The 25,467-nt window shown below is 44.8% G+C and carries 20 protein-coding genes; 10 read left to right on the top strand and 10 right to left on the bottom strand.

The genetic code is table 11. From position 1 onward, the window contains the following. Positions 1 to 119 precede the first annotated feature (119 nt). The 4 genes from dapD to VEZ01S_RS14035 all read right to left on the bottom strand — a co-directional run bounded on the left by dapD (position 120) and on the right by VEZ01S_RS14035 (position 3,396). Positions 120 to 1,151, bottom strand: a complete 1,032-nt coding sequence (gene dapD, locus VEZ01S_RS14020; RefSeq protein WP_021714710.1) for a 2,3,4,5-tetrahydropyridine-2,6-dicarboxylate N-succinyltransferase — start codon at positions 1,149 to 1,151, stop codon at positions 120 to 122. Positions 1,152 to 1,371: 220 nt separating this feature from the next. Beyond that, positions 1,372 to 2,016 carry a MarC family protein gene (locus VEZ01S_RS14025; protein ID WP_021714711.1) on the bottom strand — a complete coding sequence of 215 codons (645 nt, stop codon included), beginning with the start codon at positions 2,014 to 2,016 and terminating at the stop codon, positions 1,372 to 1,374. Between the two features lie 90 nt (positions 2,017 to 2,106). Beyond that, positions 2,107 to 2,406, bottom strand: a complete 300-nt coding sequence (locus VEZ01S_RS14030) for a YebG family protein (protein ID WP_021714712.1) — start codon at positions 2,404 to 2,406, stop codon at positions 2,107 to 2,109. Positions 2,407 to 2,490: 84 nt separating this feature from the next. Next, a complete protein-coding gene (locus VEZ01S_RS14035; RefSeq protein ID WP_021714713.1) occupies positions 2,491 to 3,396 on the bottom strand; it encodes a LysR substrate-binding domain-containing protein in 906 nt (301 codons plus the stop codon). A 119-nt stretch (positions 3,397 to 3,515) separates the two neighbouring features. Between VEZ01S_RS14035 and VEZ01S_RS14040 the strand changes: the two genes are divergently transcribed. From VEZ01S_RS14040 to recD, 4 genes are all read left to right on the top strand, one after another. Beyond that, positions 3,516 to 4,481, top strand: coding sequence for a TDT family transporter (locus VEZ01S_RS14040; protein ID WP_021714714.1), 966 nt, complete (start codon positions 3,516 to 3,518; stop codon positions 4,479 to 4,481). A 75-nt stretch (positions 4,482 to 4,556) separates the two neighbouring features. After that, positions 4,557 to 7,982: an exodeoxyribonuclease V subunit gamma gene (gene recC / locus VEZ01S_RS14045; RefSeq protein WP_040891075.1), complete on the top strand. Its 3,426-nt coding sequence runs from the start codon at positions 4,557 to 4,559 to the stop codon at positions 7,980 to 7,982. Positions 7,983 to 8,267: 285 nt separating this feature from the next. Next, entirely contained in the window at positions 8,268 to 11,855 is a 3,588-nt protein-coding gene (gene recB / locus VEZ01S_RS14050; protein WP_021714716.1) for an exodeoxyribonuclease V subunit beta, read from the top strand. Further along, positions 11,852 to 14,011 (top strand): exodeoxyribonuclease V subunit alpha, encoded by a 2,160-nt coding sequence (recD, locus tag VEZ01S_RS14055; protein ID WP_021714717.1) that lies wholly within the window; start codon positions 11,852 to 11,854, stop codon positions 14,009 to 14,011. The genes recB and recD overlap by 4 nt, the downstream gene beginning before the upstream one ends. Before the next feature lie 15 nt (positions 14,012 to 14,026). On the opposite strand, the gene argA is transcribed toward recD, so the two are convergent. After that, positions 14,027 to 15,346, bottom strand: a complete 1,320-nt coding sequence (argA, locus tag VEZ01S_RS14060; protein ID WP_021714718.1) for an amino-acid N-acetyltransferase — start codon at positions 15,344 to 15,346, stop codon at positions 14,027 to 14,029. A 199-nt stretch (positions 15,347 to 15,545) separates the two neighbouring features. Between argA and mltA the strand changes: the two genes are divergently transcribed. From mltA to csdE, 3 genes are all read left to right on the top strand, one after another. After that, positions 15,546 to 16,646, top strand: coding sequence for a murein transglycosylase A (gene mltA, locus VEZ01S_RS14065; RefSeq protein WP_021714719.1), 1,101 nt, complete (start codon positions 15,546 to 15,548; stop codon positions 16,644 to 16,646). Between the two features lie 102 nt (positions 16,647 to 16,748). Next, positions 16,749 to 17,558 carry a tRNA cyclic N6-threonylcarbamoyladenosine(37) synthase TcdA gene (gene tcdA, locus VEZ01S_RS14070; protein WP_021714720.1) on the top strand — a complete coding sequence of 270 codons (810 nt, stop codon included), beginning with the start codon at positions 16,749 to 16,751 and terminating at the stop codon, positions 17,556 to 17,558. 16 nt (positions 17,559 to 17,574) lie between these two features. Then, positions 17,575 to 18,000, top strand: coding sequence for a cysteine desulfurase sulfur acceptor subunit CsdE (gene csdE / locus VEZ01S_RS14075; RefSeq protein ID WP_021714721.1), 426 nt, complete (start codon positions 17,575 to 17,577; stop codon positions 17,998 to 18,000). A gap of 31 nt (positions 18,001 to 18,031) precedes the next feature. On the opposite strand, the gene csdA is transcribed toward csdE, so the two are convergent. The 4 genes from csdA to VEZ01S_RS14095 form a co-directional block, all read right to left on the bottom strand. Then, the gene (gene csdA, locus VEZ01S_RS14080; protein ID WP_021714722.1) at positions 18,032 to 19,243 is read right to left on the bottom strand and encodes a cysteine desulfurase CsdA; all 1,212 of its coding nucleotides are present in this window, start codon (positions 19,241 to 19,243) and stop codon (positions 18,032 to 18,034) included. After that, entirely contained in the window at positions 19,236 to 19,841 is a 606-nt protein-coding gene (locus tag VEZ01S_RS14085; RefSeq protein ID WP_021714723.1) for a DJ-1 family glyoxalase III, read from the bottom strand. The genes csdA and VEZ01S_RS14085 overlap by 8 nt, the downstream gene beginning before the upstream one ends. Next, a complete protein-coding gene (gene panE, locus VEZ01S_RS14090; protein WP_021714724.1) occupies positions 19,838 to 20,722 on the bottom strand; it encodes a 2-dehydropantoate 2-reductase in 885 nt (294 codons plus the stop codon). The genes VEZ01S_RS14085 and panE overlap by 4 nt, the downstream gene beginning before the upstream one ends. A 171-nt stretch (positions 20,723 to 20,893) precedes the next feature. Further along, the gene (locus VEZ01S_RS14095) at positions 20,894 to 21,703 is read right to left on the bottom strand and encodes a nucleoside-specific channel-forming Tsx family protein (RefSeq protein WP_021714725.1); all 810 of its coding nucleotides are present in this window, start codon (positions 21,701 to 21,703) and stop codon (positions 20,894 to 20,896) included. 286 nt (positions 21,704 to 21,989) lie between these two features. Here VEZ01S_RS14095 and VEZ01S_RS14100 point away from each other — a divergent pair, with 286 nt between their 5' ends. The 3 genes from VEZ01S_RS14100 to VEZ01S_RS14110 all read left to right on the top strand — a co-directional run bounded on the left by VEZ01S_RS14100 (position 21,990) and on the right by VEZ01S_RS14110 (position 23,994). After that, on the top strand, positions 21,990 to 22,559 hold the full coding sequence (locus VEZ01S_RS14100) for an LON peptidase substrate-binding domain-containing protein (protein ID WP_021714726.1): 570 nt from the start codon (positions 21,990 to 21,992) through the stop codon (positions 22,557 to 22,559). A 182-nt stretch (positions 22,560 to 22,741) separates the two neighbouring features. Then, a complete protein-coding gene (locus VEZ01S_RS14105; protein ID WP_021714727.1) occupies positions 22,742 to 23,329 on the top strand; it encodes a sigma-70 family RNA polymerase sigma factor in 588 nt (195 codons plus the stop codon). Beyond that, positions 23,326 to 23,994: a ChrR family anti-sigma-E factor gene (locus tag VEZ01S_RS14110; protein ID WP_021714728.1), complete on the top strand. Its 669-nt coding sequence runs from the start codon at positions 23,326 to 23,328 to the stop codon at positions 23,992 to 23,994. The genes VEZ01S_RS14105 and VEZ01S_RS14110 overlap by 4 nt, the downstream gene beginning before the upstream one ends. Positions 23,995 to 24,076: 82 nt before the next feature. On the opposite strand, the gene VEZ01S_RS14115 is transcribed toward VEZ01S_RS14110, so the two are convergent. Next, positions 24,077 to 25,462, bottom strand: coding sequence for an AmpG family muropeptide MFS transporter (locus VEZ01S_RS14115; RefSeq protein WP_021714729.1), 1,386 nt, complete (start codon positions 25,460 to 25,462; stop codon positions 24,077 to 24,079). Positions 25,463 to 25,467: the final 5 nt, after the last annotated feature.

Here is a 25,467-nt window from a genome sequence, read left to right on the forward strand (position 1 = left end):
CCCAGTTTAGCCTAGTTTCGCCTTTGAAATATGCAGGCTCTTTTCTTTCAAATAGATATAAAAAGACCCGCACATTTAGGTGCAGGTCTATGCTGTCAGTCTTGTTCTAATCGCAGTGATTAGTTATTGCTGTGCAATTCGCTGTTTAGCTCAACGGCAGATTTATTGGTAAGACACTCAATAATACCGGTTTGAGAATTACGGCGGAATAGTAGGTCAGATTTGCCTGCAAGATCGCGCGCCTTAACCACTTCAACTTCTTTGCCGCTGTTGTCTAGCATGCGCACTTTAGTACCTGCTGTTACGTACAAACCAGACTCAATCGTACAACGATCACCTAGTGGGAAGCCAAGACCGGCATTAGCACCGAGTAGGCTATTTTCACCGATAGAGATAACAACTTTACCGCCACCAGATAGTGTACCCATGATAGAAGCGCCACCGCCGATATCAGAACCGTTGCCAACCATAACGCCAGCAGAGATACGACCTTCAACCATGCTCACGCCTGTAGTACCTGCGTTGAAGTTAATGAAGCCTTCATGCATAACAGTTGTGCCGTTACCCACATGTGCGCCAAGGCGAACACGAGAAGTATCTGCAATGCGAACACCTGCTGGAACAATGTAGTCGACCATTTTAGGGAACTTATCAACGCAATCTACGCTCAGTGCGCGACGGGCAAGACGAGCTTCGATTTGACGATCAGCAAGTTCAGGAAGATCGATCGGGCCTTCGTTTGTCCATGCAATGTTGTGTAGCAGACCAAAAATACCGTCAAGTACAATGCCGTGAGGCTGAGCCAGACGGTGAGAGATCAGTTGTAGCTTCAAGAAACCTTCAGCAACAGTTTGAGGTTTTTCATCACTGGCTAAGATAACAACAACAAGAGGTTGGCTAGATTGCGCCGCTTTTGCTGCAAAGTCAGCACTTGCTGCTTGGCCATTGCTTTCAAATACGCCAGCAAGCTCAGTGCATTGCTCTGGAGTAATCTCGATGCTTTGATTACCTTCGGTGTAACCCACCACTTGTTTAACTGCAGCAACAAGTTCAGTTGCTGGTGACAGTAGTGGGGTTGGGAAGAAAGCTTCAATAATTTTGTTATCTCGGTTTTTAGTTGCGCTACCGAGTGCCAGTGCGAAGAAAGACATCAATTAATCTCCATATATTGTGTTTTTAGCACGAACTACCACCTATTTTTATGCGTTAAGGTGAGTAGACGTACCTCTCAAGTTTTGTTGATAGCCTTACACTATAATAAGCACAAGCAGGCGTGAAAAGAGCTAAATGACGAAAACTGATAATAAAGCGCCTTGCCAACGCTCGGGTATTGAGCAAGCAAGGCGATATTTGGTCAAGTAAGCAGTGTAATTAGACAAACAACGCGATGTAAGCTTGATGGATACCTTCAATCAACATCTGCATGCCAATAACCGCCAGTATTAAACCCATCATACGAGTAATTACGTTTAGCGCGCTCGGTCCAATAGCTCGAACAAACTGCTCTCCAGAGACAAACAGTGCGTAGGTCAGTCCACAAAGCAGTCCAAAGGAGATAATGGTAATAATAACTTCAAAGTTGCCACCAACCGCTGCAAAGTTCATTGCGGTAGCAATGGTTCCGGGGCCTGCAAGGATAGGCATAGCAAGAGGGGATACGCCAATACTCAGCGCCGCTTCTTTTTGCGCTATGGTGTGACTGGCCGATTTTTCTGGCTTATGGTGTTCGTTATTACCGCGCAACATGTTCAGACCAATCATAAATACCAAAATACCGCCGGTAATTCTGAGGGCGTATAAAGTGATACCAAACAGGTCAAAGATGAGCTTTCCTGAAATAGCGAATATGGTGACGATAATAAAAGCAATAATGCAAGAGCGCAGTGCTATAGACTTTACTGTTTGATGATCGTTGCCACGAGTCAAACCGATGAAGATAGGTGTATTAGCGATTGGGTTCATGATAGCAAAAAAGCCCATGAACACAGCTAGGGCATGTACGATAAGGTCTTTCATATAGTCCTTTGTAAGGTAATTAGCAATCTATCTTGCAGTTTGGAAGTAGAGATACCCTATATGATAAAGGACTATATTAGTTACGGCTACTTATGCAGCGTCAGAAGTTGCTGAGTTGACATCATCCTGACTAACAACCTTTGGTTTTTTCGGTGTTGGCTTACGTTTTGCGCCCAAAGCGTACAAAACTTCTTCTTTGTGCTTAGCTAAGTACATAGAAAGCTCTTCTTGTTGGGCTTCATCGGTGATGATTTCGCTATTTCCTAATAGAGTAAATAGTTCATCAGCCATATCCAGCATCTTGTCATATGCGTCCGCTTCGGCTTTTGAGGTAAAAGTCATCTTTTCTTCTCCGTTGCGTTCTACCACGTACTTGACGATAACAGCCATGGTCCATCCTCATAAATTGATTGTTAATAATTGAATACTGGTTATTTATACATTAAATCACGCGCTACAGTCTAGCTGAGTTGCTTATTTTGTGCAGTGAGCGCTCAATCGCCACTCAAGACTGTATTGTAAAAATGCCGCCAGCAGTGGATTTAAATACTTATCTTTATGCAGCACAATTTGCATGGTTCTATCTAAGGGTAAATCAATATCGAGCTTGCTGATTTTTCCAGCTTTGAGTGCGCTATCAATTGAAAGCTCAGATAAACAGGCTAACCCTAACCCTGCTGCAACACCATTGATGATCGCTTCACTATTACTTAGCTCAAACTCCCCTTGCCACTGGGTTAAATTTTGCGCGATGTGTTGAATAAAATAATCTCTAGAGCCAGAGCCTTGCTCTCTTAACAGCCAGTTATTGGCTTCCAGTTCATGAATGGATAGCTTGCTATTTTTCGCTAAAGGGTTGTCTGGCTTACAAATAATGCACATTCGGTCAAAACCAAATGGATGATGGGTCAGCTTATCTGAGTCTTCATTGCTTTCGATGAGGGCAATATCAATACGGTAATCAATGATTTTTTGACTAAGCAGGGATGAATTTTCTAGTAAGGTGGTAAAACGCACTGCCGGATGTTGCTGCCTAAAATCTCGAATTAGGTAGGGAAGTAGTTGGTTACCTATTGTATTACTGGCCCCTACATTCAGTTCACCACTCAATGTATTTGAATCATTAAACAAAGAGGGAATAGCGCGAGCTCGATCCAATAGCTCATCCGCAACGGGCAGTAGAGTAGAGCCTTCCTTGTTCAAGACAAGGCGATTATTCACCCTATCAAATAATGTATGTCCAAGTTGGTTTTCTAGCTCATTAAGAGATAGACTCACCGCCGCTTTCGATAGACATAGCGTTTGTGCTGCGCTGGACATAGAGCTTGCTTTGGCAATAGAGGTAAATACTTCGAGTTGTCTTAGGGTAAAAGAAATCATAAGTGTTTATTTTTACTTAACGCTAGTTTTGAATCTTTAAATTTTAATAAACATAACTTAAGAATACACTCTTTGCATCAACTTAATGAACAGCGGTTAATAATCCGTGGAGTAATCTCATGCAAACACAATCTCGTTTAGCCAATGCACCAACGCCAATGGCGGGTTTGGCCTTAGGTATTGCCAGTTTAGGCTGGAGCCTAGAAAACTTAGGCGTGTTTGGCGGATATGCACAAACGATAGGCGCTGTAATTGCGGCAACATTATTGCTGATTTTGACCGGTAAATTCTTACTTCATTCGCATCTATTAAAGCAAGATTTATCCCATCCTGTAGTGGGGAGTGTTGTGCCCACTTTTGCTATGGCGAGCATGGTGGTGTCGTATGCTATTGGTCAGCATTGGGCGCTATTCGGCAACATGTTATGGCTCATCTCGGTAATTTTGCACATTATCTTTTTAACGAGCTTTACCTTTCATCGCAGTCAAAATTTTGAGCTTAGCCATATGCTGCCGAGTTGGTTTGTACCACCGGTAGGGATTATTGTGGCCGCTTTAACTTACTCAGGCAGTGCCTCTTTACACTGGATTGGCGCGGCGACCTTATATTTTGGCATGATTGCCTACGCTATCATGTTGCCGATAATGATTTATCGTTTGATGTTTTCAGAACTCGTGCAAGATGCCGCTAAGCCTACATTGGCAATTTTAGCAGCGCCAGCCAGTTTATCATTAGCCGGTTACTTATCATTTGTTGCGTCGCCATCACCACTGATTGTTGCGCTACTGTTTGGTATCGCAATTCTTATGACAGCCATTATCTACATGGCGTTTTACCGCCTGTTAAAACTGCCGTTTAGCCCAGGTTATGCTGCTTTTACTTTCCCACTGGTGATCAGTGCAACCGCTATGTTTAAGGTGGCGGCATGGATGACAAATATGAATATCGCAACAGAGTATGTTCAGCAGGTTCACACTCTAGCGGTACTGGAGTTAGGCGTTGCATTTATCATTGTGAGTTACGTGGCAATACAATATTTCAATAATTTATTGATTCAACCAAGGTTGGCAATTAGCAGTAAATAACCTCACATAGCGACATCAATTGCACTAGTGTGTGGTAACATTATTGCAATTGATTCAATGGATTGTGAGCCTGCCTTGTTTACTGTTTATCATTCAAACCAAATCGATCTTCTTAAGTCTTTATTGATTGCACTAATTCGCCAGCAACCTCTTGCTTCTCCTTTTGAGCAAGAGCAAATTTTGGTGCAAAGTCCGGGCATGTCGCAATGGCTAAAAATGGAATTAGCTAAAGAGATGGGGATTGCTGCTAATCTTAATTTCCCGCTACCTGCAACGTTTATTTGGCAGATGTTCATTGAAGTATTGCCGGACGTTCCTCAGCGCAGCGCATTTAACAAAGAAGCGATGACTTGGAAGTTAATGCAAGTTTTACCCAACAAGCTTGCTGAGCCTGAATTCTCCCCATTAGCTTCTTATCTAGAGCAAGATGATGACGACTCTAAGCTATTCCAATTAGCGGGAAAAATTGCTGATATCTTCGATGGTTACTTAGTGTACCGCCCCGACTACATTAACGCTTGGGAGCAAAATGAGCATCCTGATGAGTTACAAGGGCAAGGTCTTTGGCAGGGAATACTGTGGCGAGAGTTATATCAATTTACTCTAGATTTAGAGCAATCGGAGTACCATCGTGCCAACCTCTATCAAGATTTTATTGATGCTTTAGCAAATAGCTCTGAGATCAGCAGTAATAATGTGCTCAAACGATTATTTGTGTTTGGTATTAGCTCATTACCACCTAAATACCTAGAAGCGCTCAAAGCACTGGGGGAGCATATCGATGTGCACCTTATGTTTCACAACCCATGTCGTTACTATTGGGGTGATATTAAAGATCCGCGCACATTGTCGAAGATGGCTAACCTAGTCAGACCGAGAATTCGCTGGAATGAACAAGGGATGGAAACCGAGCAAGGCGTTGCGGTACTTAAAGGCGATATCGAACATAACGCATTACCTGAGTTTCATCATGATGCAATCAGCAACAACTTGTTAGCCTCAATGGGTAAGCAGGGGCGCGACAATCTGTATTTGTTATCCGATCTTGGCAGTAATGAAGTCGAAGCTTTTGTCGATATTGAGCCAACGTCACTGCTGCATAAAATACAGCAAAACATTTTGCAATTAGAGCAGCATCAAGACGATTCACAATTGGATCAAAGCACACACAAAGGTTGTGTTTCTGCGCAAGATACTTCGCTCTCTATTCATAGTTGTCATAGCGCCACTCGAGAAGTAGAAGTGCTACATGACCAACTTTTGGCGATGTTTAATCAAGATCCCACGCTCAAGCCGCGCGATATCATAGTGATGGTGGCGGATATCAACGCCTACTCGCCAGCCATTAAAGCTATCTTTGGCAATGCAACCGCAGATAGGCGCATACCTTACTCCATCTCTGATAGAAGTGTTGCTGAAGAAACCCCAATCTTAAATGCGTTTTTGCAGTTACTGGCACTTCCGAATAGTCGCTGTGGTCGCAGTGAAATGATGGAGATCCTTGAGACACCTGCTATTTTGCAACGATTTAGCTTGTCAGAAACTGACTTTGATTTGATTAATCTATGGACGCAAGAAGCAGGAATCCGCTGGGGGCTTGATGATGCCACCGCAACTGAATTTGAACTGCCAACCTTAAATCAAAATACATGGCTGTTTGGCTTACAACGTATTTTGCTTGGCTACAGCATGTCTTCTACCAACCAAGCTTTTGAGCTGAGCGAGGGCATTTTAGCCCCGTATGAACAAATAGAAGGTATGCAAGGAGAGCTTGCTGGAAAACTGGCCGCATTTATCGACAAAGTCTTGCATTATCGTAACGCGCTGCAAACCCCTCTGCATAGCGCGGATTGGCAAACGCAATTAAACCAGTTAGCCAATGATTTCTTTGAGTTAGACATCGAAAACGAAATCGCCTTAACCAGTATTCGTGATGCATTGTCTTCACTGACTCAACAAACCTCTGAAGCGGCGTTAACCTCCGAGCTAAGCCATCAAATTATCAGTGAGTATCTACAAGATAAATTAGATAATTCGCGCATTAGTCAGCGCTTCTTAGCAGGACAAGTAAATTTCTGTACCTTAATGCCAATGCGCTCTATTCCTTTTAAAGTGGTGTGTTTATTGGGCATGAATGATGGTGTATATCCACGCTCAGTTCCCCTTGAAGGTTTTGACTTAATGTCAGTGAAAACGCGCATTGGGGATAGAAGCCGTCGAGATGACGATCGTTACCTGTTTTTAGAAGCGCTACTTTCCGCTCAGCAAACGCTATACATTAGCTACATTGGGCAATCAATTTTAGATAATAGTGAGTGCTTGCCTTCGGTGTTATTGACTGAATTACAAGAGTATTGCGCGCAAAACTATTGTCTGGTCGGTGACCAAGATTTGTCGGTTGATGACTCAGGTGATCAACTGGTGAGTCATCTAACCTCATCCCATGCCATGACGCCGTTTAGTAAAGACGCGTTTTTGAATAACGCCAGTTTTGCCTCTGAATGGCTACCTATTGCCAATGGCATTTCTTCTATCGAACAAACTACGCCCACGCCACTTACCGATTATTTCTTAGAAAGAGGCAGCGTTACCGAGATTGAATTAGATCAGCTACTCGCTTTTTGGTCACTGCCGATAAAATATTTCTTCAATCATCGTCTGCAAGTTTGGTTTAACCGCGATAGCGAAATAGTGGAAGACGATGAACCTTTTGCTTTCGGTGGCTTGGAGCGTTATTTATTACGCGATGAAATCGTCGCCGCTATGCTTGATGGCGGAGAGGCGCAAGTAGAACAAGTGTCTCAATATTATCGCAGCTCTGGGCAACTGCCGATTGGCGAATTTGGCGATTTGGAAGTGACAGAAAATAAAGCGGCAATGATGGGCTTGGTCTCTGAAATTGAGTTTTACGCTAGTAGTAAGCAGCCTTCAATTCCGTTGTCTGTCAGTGTTCCTTATGGCGAGCATAATCTTACTATCACGGGGTGGTTAGACAATCACTATGCTTCCGGTTTAGTGAACTATCGAGTGGGTCGCATTCGCTCAAAAGATATTTTACAGGCGTGGATCAAGCACTTGTGTGCTTGTGCATCCAACCAATCGCTAACCAGTCATCTTATTGGTATCACCAACAGCAAAGAGGTGGAATATTTTTCCATTGCCGCGATATCAGCGCAAGATGCATTGGATTTTCTGCAAGAACTATTGGCATTGTTCTTTGAAGGTATGACTCAGCCTCTTGCTTATTTCCCTTATTCAGCGCAAAGCGCCATGCAAGAAATGAGTAAGAAATCACAAAAAAATGATAGTGATGTGGCTCGCGAAGCGGCTCAAGCTAAGTTCAACTCAAGCTTTTTAGGCGATGACTATAACGCGGGAGAGTCGCAAGATATTTACATACAAAGAGCTTGGCCGCAATGGGATGATGCATTGGCAGAGTCTGGGTATCGCCTAGCGGAGCGCATTTTCTTGCCAGTACAAGAAAGGTTAATGACCAAGTAAGGGTGATTAATTAGACGCATAATAGGCATAGCAGATATAGAGGGGGGGCCGTCAGGAATATTATATGTAGGGGTTTTTATACTGACGGCCCAAGGGTCACAGAGACCTCTTATTTCTATATTTTGAGATGGCATAAGCAAAGCCTACACAACTCGAGCGCAAGCCTACTTGGATCAAAACACGATAACAGTGAGTGCGATCGCAAACTTTGAGCGCAAGTATCCTGCCCTTTCAAGGCGATAGCTCATTTCATAACATTGGTCACATATTTAGATAGGGTTCACCATGACAGAGGTCACGAACATAATTCCTGCACCACTTGAGACAATGACATTCCCTTTGCATGGGGCACGTCTTATTGAAGCTTCGGCTGGTACAGGCAAAACATTTACGATTGCAGGGCTTTATCTGCGACTGTTGTTAGGTCATGGCGACAATGGTCAGGCCCATAACAAGCCACTGAATGTTGAACAAATTCTGGTTGTGACCTTTACCGAAGCGGCGACCGCCGAATTAAAAGATCGTATTCGCGCACGTATACATCAAGCAAGAGTCGCATTTAGCCGAGGGGTGAGCGATGATCCTGTGATCAAGCCTCTACTCGAACAAACCCAAGATAGAGACAGAGCTTGTGAGTTATTGCTGGCCGCAGAAAGACAAATGGATGAAGCGGCCGTATTTACCATTCATGGCTTTTGTCAGCGCATGCTTACACAAAATGCCTTTGAATCGGGTAGCCGATTTAAAAACCAATTTATCCAAGATGAAAGTCAGCTGAAAGCGCAAGTGGTATCAGACTACTGGCGACGCCATTTTTATCAAATGAATGAAGCTATGGTAGCGGAAATTCGCAGTCACTGGCGTCACCCCCACGACCTACTTGCTGAGCTTGACCGCTTTATTAGTGGTAATGAAGTGTATATTCACTCTCAAGCGCAAAGCGGTGATTTAGAAGCCTTGTATGCACAAAGAATTGCGCTGATTGATGAGTTAAAGCGTGATTGGCTTGCGGTAAGCTCAGAGCTAGAAAAATTAATTGCAGATTCTGGAATTACCAAAAATCCTTATAACAAAAGAAACGTGCCAAATTGGATCTCACAAGGGGACTGTTGGGCAAAGGTTACACCTAGCACTCTTGGCATGCCAGATTGTTTAGAGCGCTTTTGTAGCAGTGTTTTGCAAGCTAAAACCAAAGAAGGCAAACAAGCGCCAGAACATGCGATATTTGATCAGCTAGAGGCATTTTATCAACTGCCTAAATTAGAGGTTAAGTTGGCTATTCTCGGCAATGCGATCCCTGAATGCCGAGCAGAGTTACAAAAAGCCAAACGCCAGCAACAAAAGCTCTCTTTTGATGATCTTCTCAGTCAGTTAGATCATGCTTTGCAAGCCGACGAAGAAGATTTGTTATCCGAGCGAATTCGCCAGCTTTATCCAATTGCTATGATCGATGAATTTCAAGATACCGATCCTCAGCAATACAACATATTTAGTCACTTGTACTTAGACCATCCTGAGTGCGGCTTATTTATGATTGGCGATCCTAAACAGGCGATTTATGCCTTTCGCGGCGCGGATATCTTTACCTATATTCGCGCTCGCAATGAAGTGACTTCGCACTTTAATCTTACGACAAACTGGCGCTCAAGTGAGCAGATGGTTGAAGCCAGTAATGCGCTGTTTGTTGAGTCAGAAGCGCCCTTTATCTACAACGATGATATTCCGTTTACCTCTGTGCTACCTAGCCCAGGTGCGGACAAAAAATCGTGGTCTTTGCACGGTGAAACTCAGCCGGCGATGACGGTTTGGCATCAACAGCAAGAAGAGGGCGGCGTAGCCAAAGGCAGTTATAATCACACTATGGCGCAGTCGACCGCCACTCAAATACAGCGACTATTAAGCGCTTCAGATCAAGGCAATGCACTGCTACACAGCGCGAAAGATAAGGCGATTCAAGCTGGAAATATCGCGGTATTGGTGCGCACAGGTAGAGAGGCAAGCTTAGTGCGACAAGCGTTGTCGGAAAAAGGCGTAGCCAGCGTTTATTTGTCCAACCGAGAAAGCGTTTTTGCCAGTCCTGTGGCCTGCGATGTGATGCTATTTTTGCAAGGCGCTTTAAATTATGAAAATGACCGAGCATTGCGCACTGCGGCGGCCAGTTCCTTGTTTGATCTTTCTTTATTTGATTTAGAACGATTAAATCAAGATGAACAATATTGGGAACTGCTTAGTCAAGAGTTCAGTGATTATCGTCAGCTATGGCTAAAGTCTGGGATCATGCCGATGATCCGCAAGCTTATTCAGCACCGAGAATTAGCCCAGCGATTGCAAAAACAGCCACACGGTGAGCGAGTGCTGACGGATTTAATGCACCTTGCCGAGTTATTACAGCAAGCCTCCGCAGAGCTAGAAAGTGATCATGCATTGCTGCGCTGGTTTTCTGAATCCATTGATGAAGCATATGATGGTGAGTCGGGAGATGAGCAGAAACAGCGCTTAGAGTCCGAGCGCAACTTAGTGCAAGTGGTCACTATCCATAAATCCAAAGGACTAGAATACGATATTATTTTTGTGCCTTTTGTCAGTGCTTGTCGCAAGAGCGATAAAGCCTTGTATTACGACGCAGAGCAACAATGTACCCGCTTTGATCTCGACAATAATGAAGAGGGAATTGCGTTATCGGATAAAGAGCGTCTAGCGGAAGACCTGCGCCTTATTTATGTGGCGGTGACTCGCGCTGTGTACTCTTGTTATCTTGGCGTGGCAGCGCTCAAAGACGGTCGCAGCAAAAAGGTGATGACTCATTTGAGTTCTATTGGCTATTTGCTACAAGGAGGCGAAGAGCAAGACGCCTCGGCGCTGAGCGCTGCGTTAAGTCAGCTGGAAGAGAAATACCCATCCATTACCGTATGCGACCCTATTGCTCCTGATGACGCTTGTTACATTCCAATTGAACAAGATGCGCCTTTGCTTGAAGCCAATAAAATGCAGCAACAAATTGATTGGCGCTGGCGGATGACCAGTTATTCAGGTTTGGTTAAGCAAGGGCATGGTCATGCGCATAAAGACGACAGTATCTGGCTGGATACGACCTTAGATGTGGACGCCTCGCAAGATCAAGCCCCGATGCTCGACCTTATGCAAAAGAGCATGTTTAACTTTCCGCGTGGCGCACGTCCGGGCACGTTTTTACACACCTTGTTTGAAGAAGTGGAATATACCGAGTCGGCATTTAGCGACAAAAACAGCGAAGTGATCCGTCAGCTTATAATCAAAGAGCAGTTAGAAGAAGAGTGGCTGCCAGTATTGCAAGATATGGTCGATAAAGTGCTCTCGACCGACCTTGAAGGTCAGGGCATGAGATTGTGCGATAAAAACCCTCAGCAAAGGCTGGTAGAAATGGAGTTTTTATTGCCGATAGAGCTTCTCTCTGCGCCGCGATTTAATGCCATTACCCATCAGCATGATCCGTTAACGGCTCAAGCAGGCGATCTTGGTTTTGCTCCAGTGGAAGGGATGCTAAAAGGCTTTATTGATTTGGTGTTTGAACATCAAGGTAAATATTACGTCCTCGATTGGAAATCCAACCATTTAGGCGATTCTGCTCAAGATTACCACCAAAGCAATTTGCACAAAGCGATGTTGGATCATCGCTATGATGCGCAGTATCAAATCTATGCATTGGCACTGCATCGCTTTTTAAGCAGTCGTATTGCAGACTACGACTATGAAACGCATTTTGGTGGTGTGTTCTATTTGTTTTTACGTGGCATGGATGGCAGTGGTGAATACGGGGTATTTTCCGCGAAACCATCGTTACCTATGCTCAATGAATTAGATGCTCATATTCGCGGTGAGGAGGCAATAAAATGATAGCGTCGAATGAAAGCCTTCCAGAAGTACTCAATGTGGCCGAGATTGCGCCTGAGCAATTGAGTAAATACCGTCAGAAAAGTTGGTTAGAATGGTTACACGTCATGGCCAGTGTGGGCATGGTGCGCGACATTGATTTTCAGTTGGCTAAGTTTTTTGCCGAGCAAGAAAAAACCGCATCAGCGGCGCATGTTGCGGTAATGGTGTGCGCAGTGAGCTACGAGCTCAGCAAAGGCAATTCATGCTTACCGATTAGCAATGCTTGGAATCCATTAAAATCCTTTGGCGCAACACAACTTGAGCCACTTTTTGACCCGCAATTGCTTACCTGTGATTGGGCGGATGAGCTCACTAAATCGAGCTTAGTCGCGCAAGATTTTCAACAAGCTATGCGCTTACCCTTAGTGTTTGAATTTGGCAGTTTGTATTTGCAGAAATATTGGCACTTTGAAGGGGCACTGGCACAAAAGCTATTGGAATACGCTGAGTCTATCGCGATGGATGCGCAGCAATTATCTGTGCTGAGATTGCAGTTAGATCAATTGTTCACATGGCAGTTAAGTTATCTGTTTAAAGATATTCAAACGCTTAAAAAAGCCAATGCCAGTGATGCGCAAATTCATCGAGCCATTTGTGAGTCTTTAGATGTGGTGGATACCGCTGACATTGCACTGGACAAACTGGTGGCGATTGCCAGCAACGCTAAGTCTGTCAGCGACCTTGAAGTATTAAGTGAATACATACCGTTAAGTGCGTGTTTAAACCATCAGAAAGTGGCTGCCGCTACTGCGCTGACGCGCCGCTTTTGTGTGATTTCAGGGGGGCCGGGTACGGGAAAAACCACCACTGTCTCTAAATTGCTAGCCGCGCTGGTGGCCTCAAGTGAAGTGGAACTTGATATCAAGCTTGCCGCGCCAACGGGGAAAGCGGCGGCGCGTCTGACCGAATCCATCGGACAAGCCATTGATTCCTTGCCCGTATCACCGGAGATAAAAGAAAAAATCCCCACCTCTGCCAGCACATTACATCGCTTGCTTGGCGCTATTCCTAATCGCACAGAGTTTAAACACAATGCCAAGAATCCGTTGCATTTAGATTTGTTGATTCTCGATGAAGCTTCCATGGTCGATTTGCCTATGATGTTCAAATTGCTCAATGCACTGCCAGCGAACGCGCGTTTAATATTGCTGGGTGATAGAGATCAGCTTTCATCTGTGGAAGCAGGGGCGGTGTTAGGGGATATCTGCCAACTTGGCGGACAAGGTTACAGCGCGGCGCATAGCGAGCTTCTAAATAAGTTAACCGGTTACCAATTGCCCGCATCACCTTATGTGGGCACGGCTATTAGTGATAGCTTGTGTGTATTGCAAAAGAGCTTTCGTTTTCACAGTCGCTCTGGCGTAGGTCAGTTAGCGCGAGCAATCAACTCAGGCAGCAGCAATAAAGCGACAGAGGTGTTTGCCAGTCAATATCAAGATATCGAGCACTTTGAGGTCAACAGTGAGCGTTACGCGCAATTGATTGATACTTTAGCGACTCGTTACAAAGAGTACTTAAACCTTAGATTTGAGAAAAATGGCACGTTAAGCATGCCTGCATTTGCGCGCACTGTGTTGCAAAGTTTTGCGCAAACTCGCTTGCTGTGCGCGGTCAGAGAAGGTGAATTTGGAGTGGAAGGCACCAATGCTAACATTGAAAAAGTATTGGCACGGAAAGCCCTTATTGCGGCGGATAGAGATACTTGGTACATAGGGAGGCCTGTGATGGTCAATAGTAACGATCACAGTCAGCATTTGTATAATGGTGATATTGGCATTTGTTTGTTGGATGAAAGCTTACAAGAGCCAAGATTGAAAGTGTATTTTGAACTGCCTGATGGCAGTGTAAAAGGGGTGCTTCCAAGTCGCGTACCGCCTCATGAAACCGCATACTCAATGACTATTCATAAATCGCAAGGCAGTGAGTTTGACTATACGTTATTGCTACTGCCGAAAACGATGACACCGATACTGACCAGAGAGTTATTTTATACCGGTGTGACGCGCGCCAAGAATCGCCTGAGTGTGTATGCCGATGTGGGTATTATGCAGCACGCGATTAAGCAAAAAACCGCAAGAAGTAGCCATCTGTCACAACGTTTGCAAACAGATAGCTAGTGGGGGCGAAAGGTCTTAGTTGATATCCAGTGCTAAGATTTTTGATTTTCGTTGGAAGTTATAGAGGTCCTGCTTTTTAATCGGCAGTGCCTCTAGATCAATTTCAGCAAAACCTTGCTCTCTAAACCAATGCAAACTGCGGGTGGTCAAAATAAATAACTGTTTAAGTCCGAGCGCATACGCTTGATGCTTCATGAACTCCAATAAATGCACGCCGCGGTTACCGTCTCTGTAGTCAGGGTGAATCGCCACGCAGGCCATTTCGGCCATTTGATCTTCCACATAAGGATAGAGGGCGGCGCAACCAATGATGAGCTGATCTTTGACTATGATAGTAAAGCGCTCAATTTCTCGCTCTAACTGTTCACGAGAGCGACGCACTAAAATGCCTTCACTTTCCAGCGGTTCAATTAAGTCCAAGATACCGCCAATGTCATCAATGGTGGCAAGGCGCACTTGTTCGGCGCTGTCCATTACAACTTGCGTACCGATACCATCACGGGAGAAGAGCTCTTGTATTAAAGCGCCATCATCAAGATAGCTCACAAGGTGGCTACGCTGTACGCCTTTTTTACAGGCTTTTACCGCCGCTTGTAAGAAACGTTCGGTGATTGGAGCGTTGCCCGTCATACCTTGTTGTAGGATGCTTTCTAGCTCGTGTGGGAACAGCTCTGCGGCTACCTCACCGTTGGGTTTGATGTAACCTTGATCGGAGCTAAAGCCAATCAGTTTGTCCGCTTTTAGTTTTATTGCCACTTGGGTGGCAATTTGTTCTGATACTAAGTTAAAACATTCGCCTGTGACGGAGCCTGCTACTGGGCCAATCAAGACGATTGATTCTTGCTCAAGCGCGCGGTTGATACCGTCAACATCAATGCGGCGTACCCGTCCACTGTGTTGGTAATCCACACCATTATCCACACCTAATGGCTGCGCAATCACAAAGTTACCACTCACGACATTGAGTTGGTTTCCCGCCATAGGTGTGTTGTTGAGACTCATAGAGAGATGAGCCGTAATCGCTAACTGCAATTGCCCAGATGCTTGCATAACATGCGGCAAGGTGACTGATTCAGTGATCCTAACCCCTTTGTGATAAGGAGAGGATAAGTCCTGTAAGCTGAGGCGTTGATCAATTTGCGGACGAGCGCCATGCACTAAGACTAGTTTCACACCAAGACTATGCAGTAGGGCAATGTCGCTGACGATATTTGGGAAATTATCATGGCTTAATGCGTCACCACAGAGATAGATAACCATAGTGCTATCACGGTGAGCATTTACATACGGGGTGGATTGCCGAAACCCTTTAACCAGTTCAGTACTACGAGACATAACCAACTCTATAATGAATTTTTATACAATAATAATGCGTATTTATATGATTGCAACTGTTTAAATGACTCCATATTAAAAGAATGCGATAACGCTTATAGATTTATTGTGTGTGTTTTCTTTAACAAGCATTGCGTAAAGCATGTGAGTTTGTCATTCTGACTTTCTAAGGTTTACTTAAGGATATAAAACCCACTCTATGCAAAAATATATTCCCTTCTTTGTACTGGCGATTTTATTAAGTGGTTGTGCTCAAAAAACTGACAATGGTCAGCAATATTTTGATCAAACATTGACTCAGCCTCTCACTCAAACAGAGACCATTCAGAGCAATGCATTTCGAGACCTAAACTCGTTTGATGAACAAGCAAAACAAGTGCTGGATAACTCACCTTCTATGGCGGCGAAGTATCACGACTTATATGAACAATTGTCTGAGTGGGCGTTGCAAAGTGGCGATCCTGCCGACCTTAAACGTTTTGGCGTGCAAAGTGCGCAAATGCGTGGTGGGGACAATCAGGGGAATGTGCTATTTACCGGGTATTTTTCTCCGGTAATTGAATTGCGTCATATCCCTGACCAAACGTACAAATACCCTGTTTACGGTAAACCAAGTTGCAGTGCGCAATGTCCTACTCGTGCCCAAATCTATGATGGGGCATTAACGGGCAAAGGGTTAGAACTTGGTTATGCGGCCAATATGATTGACCCATTTTTAATGGAAGTGCAGGGCAGTGGCTTTGTTCATTTTGGCGATGACAACAGCATGCAGTATTTCGCTTATGCGGGGAAAAACAATCGCTCTTACGTCAGTATTGGACGCATCTTAATTGAGCGCGGTTTAGTCGAGCGCAAAGCCATGTCTTTGAAAGCGATTAAACAGTGGGTGTCTGAAAACGATGAAGAGACCGTAAAAGAGCTATTAGAGCAAAACCCTTCTTATGTGTTCTTCGCCCCGAAAGATGATTTAGCGGTGCGCGGTTCGGCAGGCATTCCTTTATTACCAATGGCTGCGGTTGCTGGGGATAGGTCTTGGCTGCCGATGGGGACGCCAATCTTAGCGGAAGTGCCTTTGCTCAATGCCGATGGTACATGGTCTGGTACGCACGCATTACGTTTATTGTTGGTGTTAGATACCGGTGGTGCAGTGAAGCAAAATCACCTCGACCTCTATCATGGAATGGGCGCGCGAGCAGGCGTACAGTCAGGGCACTACAAGCACTTTGGCCGCGTCTGGAAATTAGGCTTAGAAAACTCAGTCACCGCCAACCCTTGGCAATTGCCAAAAGGGAAAGAGTGATTCGATTTTACAAGCCAGCCTAAACACGGCAAAGACTAGACATTAAACACAAGAGTGCGTATAAAACGCACTCTTGTTGTTTACAGTTCAGAGATAAAGCTCATGCGAGAATTAACCACCCCAGCATCCGAATCCTATGACCAACGTTTTGGCGGTACGCGTCGTCTGTATGGAAATAGCGAAGTGGAAATCTTACGTGCCGCGCACGTGTGTGTGATTGGTATTGGTGGTGTGGGCTCTTGGGCAGTAGAAGCGCTAGCGCGCAGTGGCGTGGGTGAGTTAACCCTAATTGATATGGACGATGTGTGCGTGACTAACATCAACCGTCAAATTCACGCTATGAGTGGCACTGTGGGCAAGAGCAAAATTGAAGTGATGGCAGAGCGTGTCGCGCTGATTAACCCTGAGTGTAAAGTGAATCTGATTGATGACTTTATTGGCCCTGAAAATCAATCTGAATATCTGAGTAAAGAATACGACTACGTATTAGATGCCATTGATAGCGTTAAAGCCAAGACTTCATTGTTGGCCTATTGTCGTAGCAACAAAATTAAAGTGATCACTATCGGTGGTGCGGGTGGTCAGGTCGACCCAACGCAAATCACTGTGGCGGATCTGAGCAAGACAGTGCAAGACCCGCTAGCGAAGAAAATCAAAGATCAATTGCGCCGTTTCCATAACTTTAGCAAGAATCCAAAGCGTAAATTTGGCATCGACTGCGTCTTTTCTACAGAGCACCTTAAATACCCGCAAGCCGATGGCAGTGTCTGCGCGGTGAAAGCCACAGCCGAAGGCCCTAAACGAATGGATTGTGCGACCGGCTTTGGCGCAGCCACTGTTGTGACGGCCACCTTTGGTTTTGTCGCAGTGTCGCGTATCATTGCCAAATTGATTGAAAAACACAGCGCGTAATTAAGGTCTACTTATCATGACATACCCAGAAAACCCGTTTGGCAGCACCATTCTTGAACAGGATATCCTTGCGCAGATGCAACAATGCCAAGGTTGGGAGCAGCGTTATCGACAGGTGATCCTTTGGGGTAAGCAATTACCCGTAATGCCTGATGAGCTAAAAGCTGAACAAGTGTTAGTGGCGGGTTGTGAAAGCCAAGTATGGTTGGTGGGTAAGCAAGTTGACGGAGTTTGGCAGTTTTGTGCAGACTCTGACGCGCGCATTGTGCGCGGTTTGATTGCCTTGGTACTGACAGTATGTAATGGCAAAAATAGCCAACAAATTCAGCAGTTTGATATCGATGACTATTTTGAAAAACTGGGTTTGATCCAACATTTAAGCCCATCGCGAGGCAATGGGCTTAAAGCGATTGTTGAGCAAATTAAAACACTCAGCGCATAGGTTTATAGGTTTAGCGATTGTTGAGAAGCCGCTACAGCATATCAACGGCCTTAGTTAGAGCCGCAATGAGCGCATCCACTTCTTGTTCATTATTATACACAGCAAAAGAGATGCGTACCGTTCCTTTTATACCTAAGCTATCCATCAGTGGATGAGCGCAGTGGTGTCCCGCGCGTAGCGCAATCCCTTGTTGATCGAGCAAGGTCGCAATATCTTCATGATGCACTCCCGGCATAATAAAGCTTAAAATACTGGCTCCTGCTTGATAACCGACAATCTCAATATCTTCAATTTGCGAAATGGCTTGGTAGGCTTTGTGTTGCAAGGCCTGCACATGTTGCTCAGCCTCGGCATGATTGATGCTGGTTAACCAATCAATTGCGCTAGAGAGGGCTAAAGCGCCGGCTACATTCGGCGTGCCCGCCTCAAATTTTCCAGGAAGCTCACTAAATGAAGTGCCTGCGAAGCTGACCTTTTGCACCATTTTGCCGCCGCCATGCCAAGGTGGCATGGCCTCCAGTAAAGCCAGTTTGCCGTATAACACGCCAATGCCCGTTGGCGCATACAGCTTGTGACCTGAAAAGACGTAAAAATCACAATCCAGCGCCTGCACATCAACCGCCTCGTGAACAATACCTTGCGCACCATCAAGTACGACAACCGTATTAAATTGGCGAGCCAGTTTGATCATCTGTTTTACAGGATGATGAGTCCCGGTGACATTAGAAACTTGGCCAATGGCTAAGATCTTGGTGTTGTGATTAAGGCGTGCTTGAAAAGCTTCAAGATCTAAAGTGCAATCGTCCAACATAGGGATCTTTACGACTTTCGCGCCAGTTTGCTCCGCCACAATTTGCCAAGGAACAATATTGGCGTGGTGCTCCATTTCACTGACCAGAATTTCATCACCTGCTTGCAGAGTGTTTCTGGCATACGTTTGCGCAATCAAATTGATGGCTTCGGTAGCGCCACGCGTCCATACAATCTCTTTGTGGGAGCTGGCATTGATGAAAGCGCGCACATTTTCACGAGCTTGTTCAAAGGCGCTGGTGGCGCTGGCCGTTAAGCTGTGCGTGCCTCTGTGTACATTGGCATTGTGCTGCGAATAGTAGTGGCTAATTGTATCGATAACCTGCAACGGTTTTTGTGTGGTAGCTGCGCTATCAAGGTACACCAAAGGTTGTTGGTTTACTTGTTGCTGCAATGCAGGAAATTGGGCTCGAATGGCTTGAATATCAAACACCTTTAGCTCCTAAATCGAAGTAATGAAGATTTGGCAGTGGCACCATAGGTTCGGCAACACTCCAAGCAAAGGGCTTACCTGACAGTAAAATAACGATCTCGATTGCAAACTCAAAGGCACTTGCGGGTCCTTGGCTGGTGAGCAGTTTATTCAGCTGATCGTAGGTGACGCGTTTATCTCGCCAATTATTTTTCGGGATGTGAGATTTAAAATGTGGATGACACGTCATCAGGGATTTTGGATACAGCTGATGGTGCTGTAATACCAGAGCTGGTGTCGCGCAAATAGCGGCATTGAGTCTGCCATCATATTGTTGCTGTTTGATCATCTCTACCAATAGAATGCTCTGCTGGAAAACTTCAGCGCCGCCAACACCGCCGGGCAAGGCAATCACATCAAACTCTTCATCGGCTACATCCACAAGTTTTACCTCAGCGGTAAGTGGAATACCACGGGAACCTTTAAAGGTCAGTGCGCCTTCCGGATCAACGCTGGCTACCGTTACTTGGTAGTTAGCACGAATTAAAACATCAATGATGGTAATGGCTTCCATCTCTTCAGTGCCCGGAGCTATGGGTACTAAGGCTTTAATGGTCATTGCTGAGCCTCTTTTTGTTTGATCTGTTGATAAAGCGTTTGATTGTACGGCGTTAAAATCTGCTGTGCTTTGGCACGCTGGAGTAAGTACCCCGTAATATAGTCGATCTCGGTACGACGCTGATGTTGAATGTCTTGATGCATTGACGAGAAATTGGCGCTGGTGGCTTGGATAACCTGCTGACTTTTGGCAAACAGTGCATCGCTATCGCAAGTCAGTCCTTCAGCGGTCATGACTTTACTAATTTCCACACAAAGTGCTTGTATGAGAGTCAAAGTCTCACTTTGTGCAAGCTCGCCGTTACGGCAATTATGGATGGCGGTTAATGGATTGATACAGCAATTAATCGCCAGTTTATTCCACAGAGCTTGTTGAATATTATCGTCCCAAGATACAGGTGCAAGAGCATGATCTAACATAGGGACTATTTGTGATGATAGCAATGCGCCACGCTCGTTGAGAGCGCCGACGGTTGTTTGTCCCTGTCCCGTATGTTGAATTTTAGACTGATTATCTATGAGTGCGCCGTGAGTGGTGGTAGCAAATAACACGGGGTGCTCAGACAGTTGCGCTAACAGTGGATCGACAGCGCCCATGCCATTGTGGGTAAAAAGTACGCAACAGCCTTTTTTGAGATGCGGAATAATGGGCAATAGAGCTTGTTCTACCTGCCATGCTTTGACTGCCACAATCACGAGATCGGCATTATTCATATCCGAGATTTGGTTGGCGCTAAATTGAATGGGTGCTTGCTGCGCAAATGACAGCGATATGCTAGGCGCTGTGTCTCTGCTCCACAAAGATACATGGTGACCCGCATTGTGTAGATAACACGCCCACAGCGAACCAATGGCGCCTACGCCAAGGATAGTAATATTCAAACCATTCTCCAGTCTTAAATGCCCATTGTCATGTGTATTTTAAGGGGGAAATACACAGATAAGAACCAAGGACACAAATTCATGGCTAGGATACTCGGAAATGCATTTATTGGCGAATTCACGGCACTAAAAAAGGCGCTAAAAGCGCCTTTTTTACAACTTTAAGTTCTATTAGAACTTGTAAGTGACAGCAACATAGTGGCTTACACCTGATGATTCAAGTGCGCTTGAATCTTTGATGCCGTATATGTCTTTGTAAAGTTTAAGACCGTAACCCACGGCGTAACGCTCAGAGTGCCAGTATAGTCCGTTGAACATTGCGCCGCCGTTGCTTGCTTCTGAGTATTTCTCTTTCATGCCAAATTGGTAATCGATGTAACCTTGGTATGAAAGGAATGAACCATTTTCAAAGAAGAAGAAAGGTTTAAACCAGTTGGTTGACACTTGGTAACCGTTCCAATCTTTATGGTTAGAATCGTAGTTGCCGTAGAAGTTTAGGCCAATTTTACCAAGCCAAGGCACCATTACATCAGAACCAAGACCGATTTTTTGTTGGTTTACACCGTAAGTGCCTTTAGCAGCGTTAGTTCTTACACCATCCCAAGTGATTTCTGAAGCAACGTACAACTCTTGTACTGGACCAAATGATAGATCTTTATGAGTCAGTGCATCCAAAGACATACGCGGAGCAAATTTCATAAACATTTTTGCATCGGCATCGGCTTTATCTGAGCTAGGGCTAGATAGAAGGTTGAATACATCAACGTAGCCATAAAGATCGAAGATCCCAGAGCGACCGCCAAATTCCATTTCTAGGTAGTCATGGCTTGAATTACCTGGCTTTTCGTCAAACGCGCCCATTAAGTTGAATTGCATCCACTTATAGTCGTTCTTGTGGATGTCACCGTCTGTGTAATCAGCCGCAAGAACTGGAGCTGAAGTAGCCGCTAGTAGGCCAAGAGTTAAAAGTGATTTACGCATAATAATGGGTACTCTAAAAAAGTGTGCGGTAAATGGATTTTGCTATTCCATAGCGTGGGTTTCCTTTGACAGAATAATAGAGATCTTCTGCACAAATAAAAGTACTGCAAGGCAGAAAAGTGACATTAAATAGTGATCGAGATCACGTTTATATGAAAATCATGGCCGTTTATTATTCATTTCGTATTTTTAATGGAACTTTTTCTATTTGCCTGTTTTTTATTGCATTTGATCTAATTTAGCTCTGCTTCGTATTAGTTTAGAAGATAAAACCAGAGAGTAAACTATGCCCTGTATAAAGTTATTTCCTTTAAGTTCTATGGTGTTGCCTGAAGGGAAAATGAATTTGAGAATCTTCGAGCCTCGCTACAAACGTATGATCAGCGATTGTTGTCGTGCTGATGAAGGCTTTGGCATCTGTGTTATCAACGAAGGACGTACGCGTGCAGCAAACAATATTTCTCAAGTCGGCACACTCGCTAAAATTGTGGATTTTGACATGCTAAGCGATGGATTTCTGGGGATTACAATTATGGGGACACAGCGATTTAGGGTGCGGCAGATTTGGCGAGAGTTTGACGGTTTGCGTTGTGGAGATATTGAATATTTACATAACTGGCAAAGTCAGCAACTGACTCAAGACAATATTTATATCAGTGAGCAACTGCGAAGAGTGTACGAACGATTTCCCGAGATAAAAAAACTCTATGCACATTGTTTTTTCGACGATGCAACGTGGGTAAGTCAGCGTTGGTTAGAATTATTACCTATGCAGCAAGAGCAATTTGAGCACTTGATCTCTCAAGCTGATTGCCAAGAAGCCGTAAAGTTTCTTTGCCAAGCTATCCATGCTTGATAGTGACTCTTTCAGCCCTTTGCTAAAGGCTGTCATATACTTAATTGAATCGATAGTGATCGTTTTTAAATGGATTGACGTAAAGAGATAGAAAGAGGGTGAGAGGACGGTGTGACGTATCGCGTTGCGAAGTTCTCAAATACACGAAGAGGGTGATTCTCTCTCATTATCAAAGGTGAACCATGGAATCGTTAACCAAGCTCTCCACCCCGAGTCGGGCTGAGTGGAATGAATGTATGACCAAGGTGCAACGCGGTGATAAAGCTGCGTTTGCTGTTGTGTTTAAACATTTTTCTCCTCGACTTAAACAGTTTGCTTATAAGCATATGCAGAATGAGCAAGTGGCTATGGAGTTAGTACAAGACACCTTAGCGGCGGTATGGCAAAAATCACATTTATTTGATGGTAATAAGAGCGCATTGTCGACATGGATCTACACCATTGCTCGTAACCTTTGTTTTGATTTGCTTAGAAAACAAAAAGGCAGGGAATTACATATTCATGCCGATGACATCTGGCCTGATGATTACTGTCCACCGGATTTAGTTGACCAGTACTCACCAGAAAGAGATATGCTGCGAGAACAGATCGTTCGCTATCTGGATACTTTGCCAACCAAACAAAAAGAAGTCATTAAAGCGATCTATTTGGATGAGTTGCCTCACCAGGATGTCGCAGATAAATTTGATATTCCTCTCGGCACCGTGAAGTCTCGGTTGAGGCTAGCGGTGGAGAAACTAAAGGATACGATAAGGGCGGAACAAGTATGAAACATCATCCAAGTAACGAATTACTGCAAGCCTATGCCAGTGGTAGCATTGATGCGTGTAATGGTGTCACTGTTGCCGCACACCTTGAGATGTGTCCTCATTGCCGCAGTAAAGTTCAAGAGTATGAAGCTGTTGCTTCTCAGTCTTTTACTGAGCAGATACCAGAGGTGGACTTAGAGGCTGCTGCAATGGAAGCCATGTTTAATGATATTGTGTCGCTAGATAAGAAACCGAGCGTTAATCCGGTTAGACAGGCAGTGAACATTGAGGTCAATGGCAAGCAATTTATTTTGCCTCACTCTTTGCGCAACTTAAGCCAACGGTTAGGCGAGTGGAAAAGCTATGCCGGAAAGGTATACACCGCTCAGTTAGATATTGGAGAGCAACAGCGATTGAGCTTGTTGTATATTAGCGGAGGAGTACAGGTTCCTCAGCACACGCACAAGGGCGTAGAAACCACTTTAGTATTGCATGGTCAGTTTCATGATGAGGCTGGGCTATATAACAAGGGGGATTACACTGTGGCCGATGCTTCGGTAAAGCATGCTCCTTGCACCGAAGAAGGGCAGGATTGTTTATGTTTGACCTTGCTAAGTGACACTATGGTCTTTACTCAAGGAGCCGCTCGTCTATTTAATCGCTTTGGACGCGGTATGTACCCATAGCTTGATGACATTCAGTAAAATAGGCTACCCATCAATGATGGTGTAGCCTATTTTTATGTCGGTGATTTAGGCTGTGATATCGTTAGGCTGAATTCGATTCTTTGTGCTGTTGTTCATCCTCAAGGCCACGTAAGCGCGCTTTTTCCAATACTTTGTTGAAATAGCCTCGTAAGGAATAAAGCATAATTAAGCTAGGAATGACCATTGCTGCGGTAATGATAAAGAACATAGACCAATCATTTAGGTAATCCACCAATTCACCACTAAAAGAAGCTAACGTTGTTCGGCCTAAGTTACCCAACGAGGCAAGTAGAGCATATTGGGTAGCCGAAAATGCTTGCCCGGTCAGGACGGTTAAAAACGACACAAAGGCGACCGTTGAAAATGCCGTGGTAAAGTTGTCAACAATGATAGTGGCTAAAAATAATGTTTCATTCGGACCTGACTGAGCAATCCAAGCAAACATGAGATTGCTGGATGCCATTGCCACACCGCCAATCATTAAGCCTTTGACTATGCCAAACTTAACGTTAAACATGCTGCCAATAAAGGTGAACAGAATCGTCGCGCCCCAACCGATCAACTTGGAGTAGTCACCAATTTGCTCGTTGCTAAAGCCAATTTCTTTGTAGAAAGGAATCGACATACGACCAAGGAAGGCTTCACCAATTTTAAATAGGAACACGAACAATAATAAGGTGATGGCAACACGCACGCCATTACGTCGGAAAAAGTCGGCAAAGGGTTCAATTAATGTCACGCTAAACCATGCTACGACAGGCGAGCCAACGACTTGGCTATGACGTTGTTCAGCTTCCGATTGCAGTTGGCTACGCGCAGTTTTAGGCTCTTTGGTGAGTACCGTGAACACCATAAGCAGTGCCACAATGGCGGTCATACCTAAATAAACACCGTTCCAGCCGATACTGTCGGCATTCACAAAGGCTAAGTAACCGGGAAGGGAATAGCCTGTCCACCATCCTACGACGGCCATCGCTGAAGCTTGAGGTAATTTAGACGCTTCACTTTTAGAAAAACTATCAATGCGGTAGGCATCGATGGCGACATCTTGAGTGGAGGAGGCAATCGCGATACCTAGGGCAAGCATAGAGGTGAACATGAGGCTTTTTGCCGGATCAACACCAGAAATTGCCAGTGTACACACCAACATAATAGCTTGGCATAAGAAGATCCAAGAGCGACGCTGACCTAATAGGCGATGCAGGATAGGCAGTTTGACTCTATCAACCAAAGGTGCCCACATAAAATTGATGGCGTAGACGACAAACACAGAGCCAAAGTAGCCGATAGCTGCGCGACTGAGTCCGGCATCCTTTAGCCAACCAGACATGTTAGAGCCAATCAGCACCCAAGGAAAACCACTTGAGCAACCTAGCATGAACACCCAAAGTAAGCGCTTATCAAGGTAACTTTTAAAGGTCTCAGCCCAAGACATCTTATCCGTCATTTTAT

The sequence above is a fragment of the Vibrio ezurae NBRC 102218 genome (genome assembly GCF_000467185.1).
Lineage (GTDB): Bacteria > Pseudomonadota > Gammaproteobacteria > Enterobacterales > Vibrionaceae > Vibrio > Vibrio ezurae.

Bases quoted from the DNA above. Each gene is read 5' to 3' on its own strand.
- dapD (WP_021714710.1), bottom strand. From the start codon at position 1,151: ATGTCTTTCTTCGCACTGGCACTCGGTAGCGCAACTAAAAACCGAGAT.
- VEZ01S_RS14025 (WP_021714711.1), bottom strand. From the start codon at position 2,016: ATGAAAGACCTTATCGTACATGCCCTAGCTGTGTTCATGGGCTTTTTT.
- VEZ01S_RS14030 (WP_021714712.1), bottom strand. From the start codon at position 2,406: ATGGCTGTTATCGTCAAGTACGTGGTAGAACGCAACGGAGAAGAAAAG.
- VEZ01S_RS14035 (WP_021714713.1), bottom strand. From the start codon at position 3,396: ATGATTTCTTTTACCCTAAGACAACTCGAAGTATTTACCTCTATTGCC.
- VEZ01S_RS14040 (WP_021714714.1), top strand. From the start codon at position 3,516: ATGCAAACACAATCTCGTTTAGCCAATGCACCAACGCCAATGGCGGGT.
- recB (WP_021714716.1), top strand. From the start codon at position 8,268: ATGACAGAGGTCACGAACATAATTCCTGCACCACTTGAGACAATGACA.
- recD (WP_021714717.1), top strand. From the start codon at position 11,852: ATGATAGCGTCGAATGAAAGCCTTCCAGAAGTACTCAATGTGGCCGAG.
- argA (WP_021714718.1), bottom strand. From the start codon at position 15,346: ATGTCTCGTAGTACTGAACTGGTTAAAGGGTTTCGGCAATCCACCCCG.
- mltA (WP_021714719.1), top strand. From the start codon at position 15,546: ATGCAAAAATATATTCCCTTCTTTGTACTGGCGATTTTATTAAGTGGT.
- tcdA (WP_021714720.1), top strand. From the start codon at position 16,749: ATGCGAGAATTAACCACCCCAGCATCCGAATCCTATGACCAACGTTTT.
- csdE (WP_021714721.1), top strand. From the start codon at position 17,575: ATGACATACCCAGAAAACCCGTTTGGCAGCACCATTCTTGAACAGGAT.
- VEZ01S_RS14085 (WP_021714723.1), bottom strand. From the start codon at position 19,841: ATGACCATTAAAGCCTTAGTACCCATAGCTCCGGGCACTGAAGAGATG.
- VEZ01S_RS14095 (WP_021714725.1), bottom strand. From the start codon at position 21,703: ATGCGTAAATCACTTTTAACTCTTGGCCTACTAGCGGCTACTTCAGCT.
- VEZ01S_RS14100 (WP_021714726.1), top strand. From the start codon at position 21,990: ATGCCCTGTATAAAGTTATTTCCTTTAAGTTCTATGGTGTTGCCTGAA.
- VEZ01S_RS14105 (WP_021714727.1), top strand. From the start codon at position 22,742: ATGGAATCGTTAACCAAGCTCTCCACCCCGAGTCGGGCTGAGTGGAAT.
- VEZ01S_RS14110 (WP_021714728.1), top strand. From the start codon at position 23,326: ATGAAACATCATCCAAGTAACGAATTACTGCAAGCCTATGCCAGTGGT.
- VEZ01S_RS14115 (WP_021714729.1), bottom strand. From the start codon at position 25,462: ATGACGGATAAGATGTCTTGGGCTGAGACCTTTAAAAGTTACCTTGAT.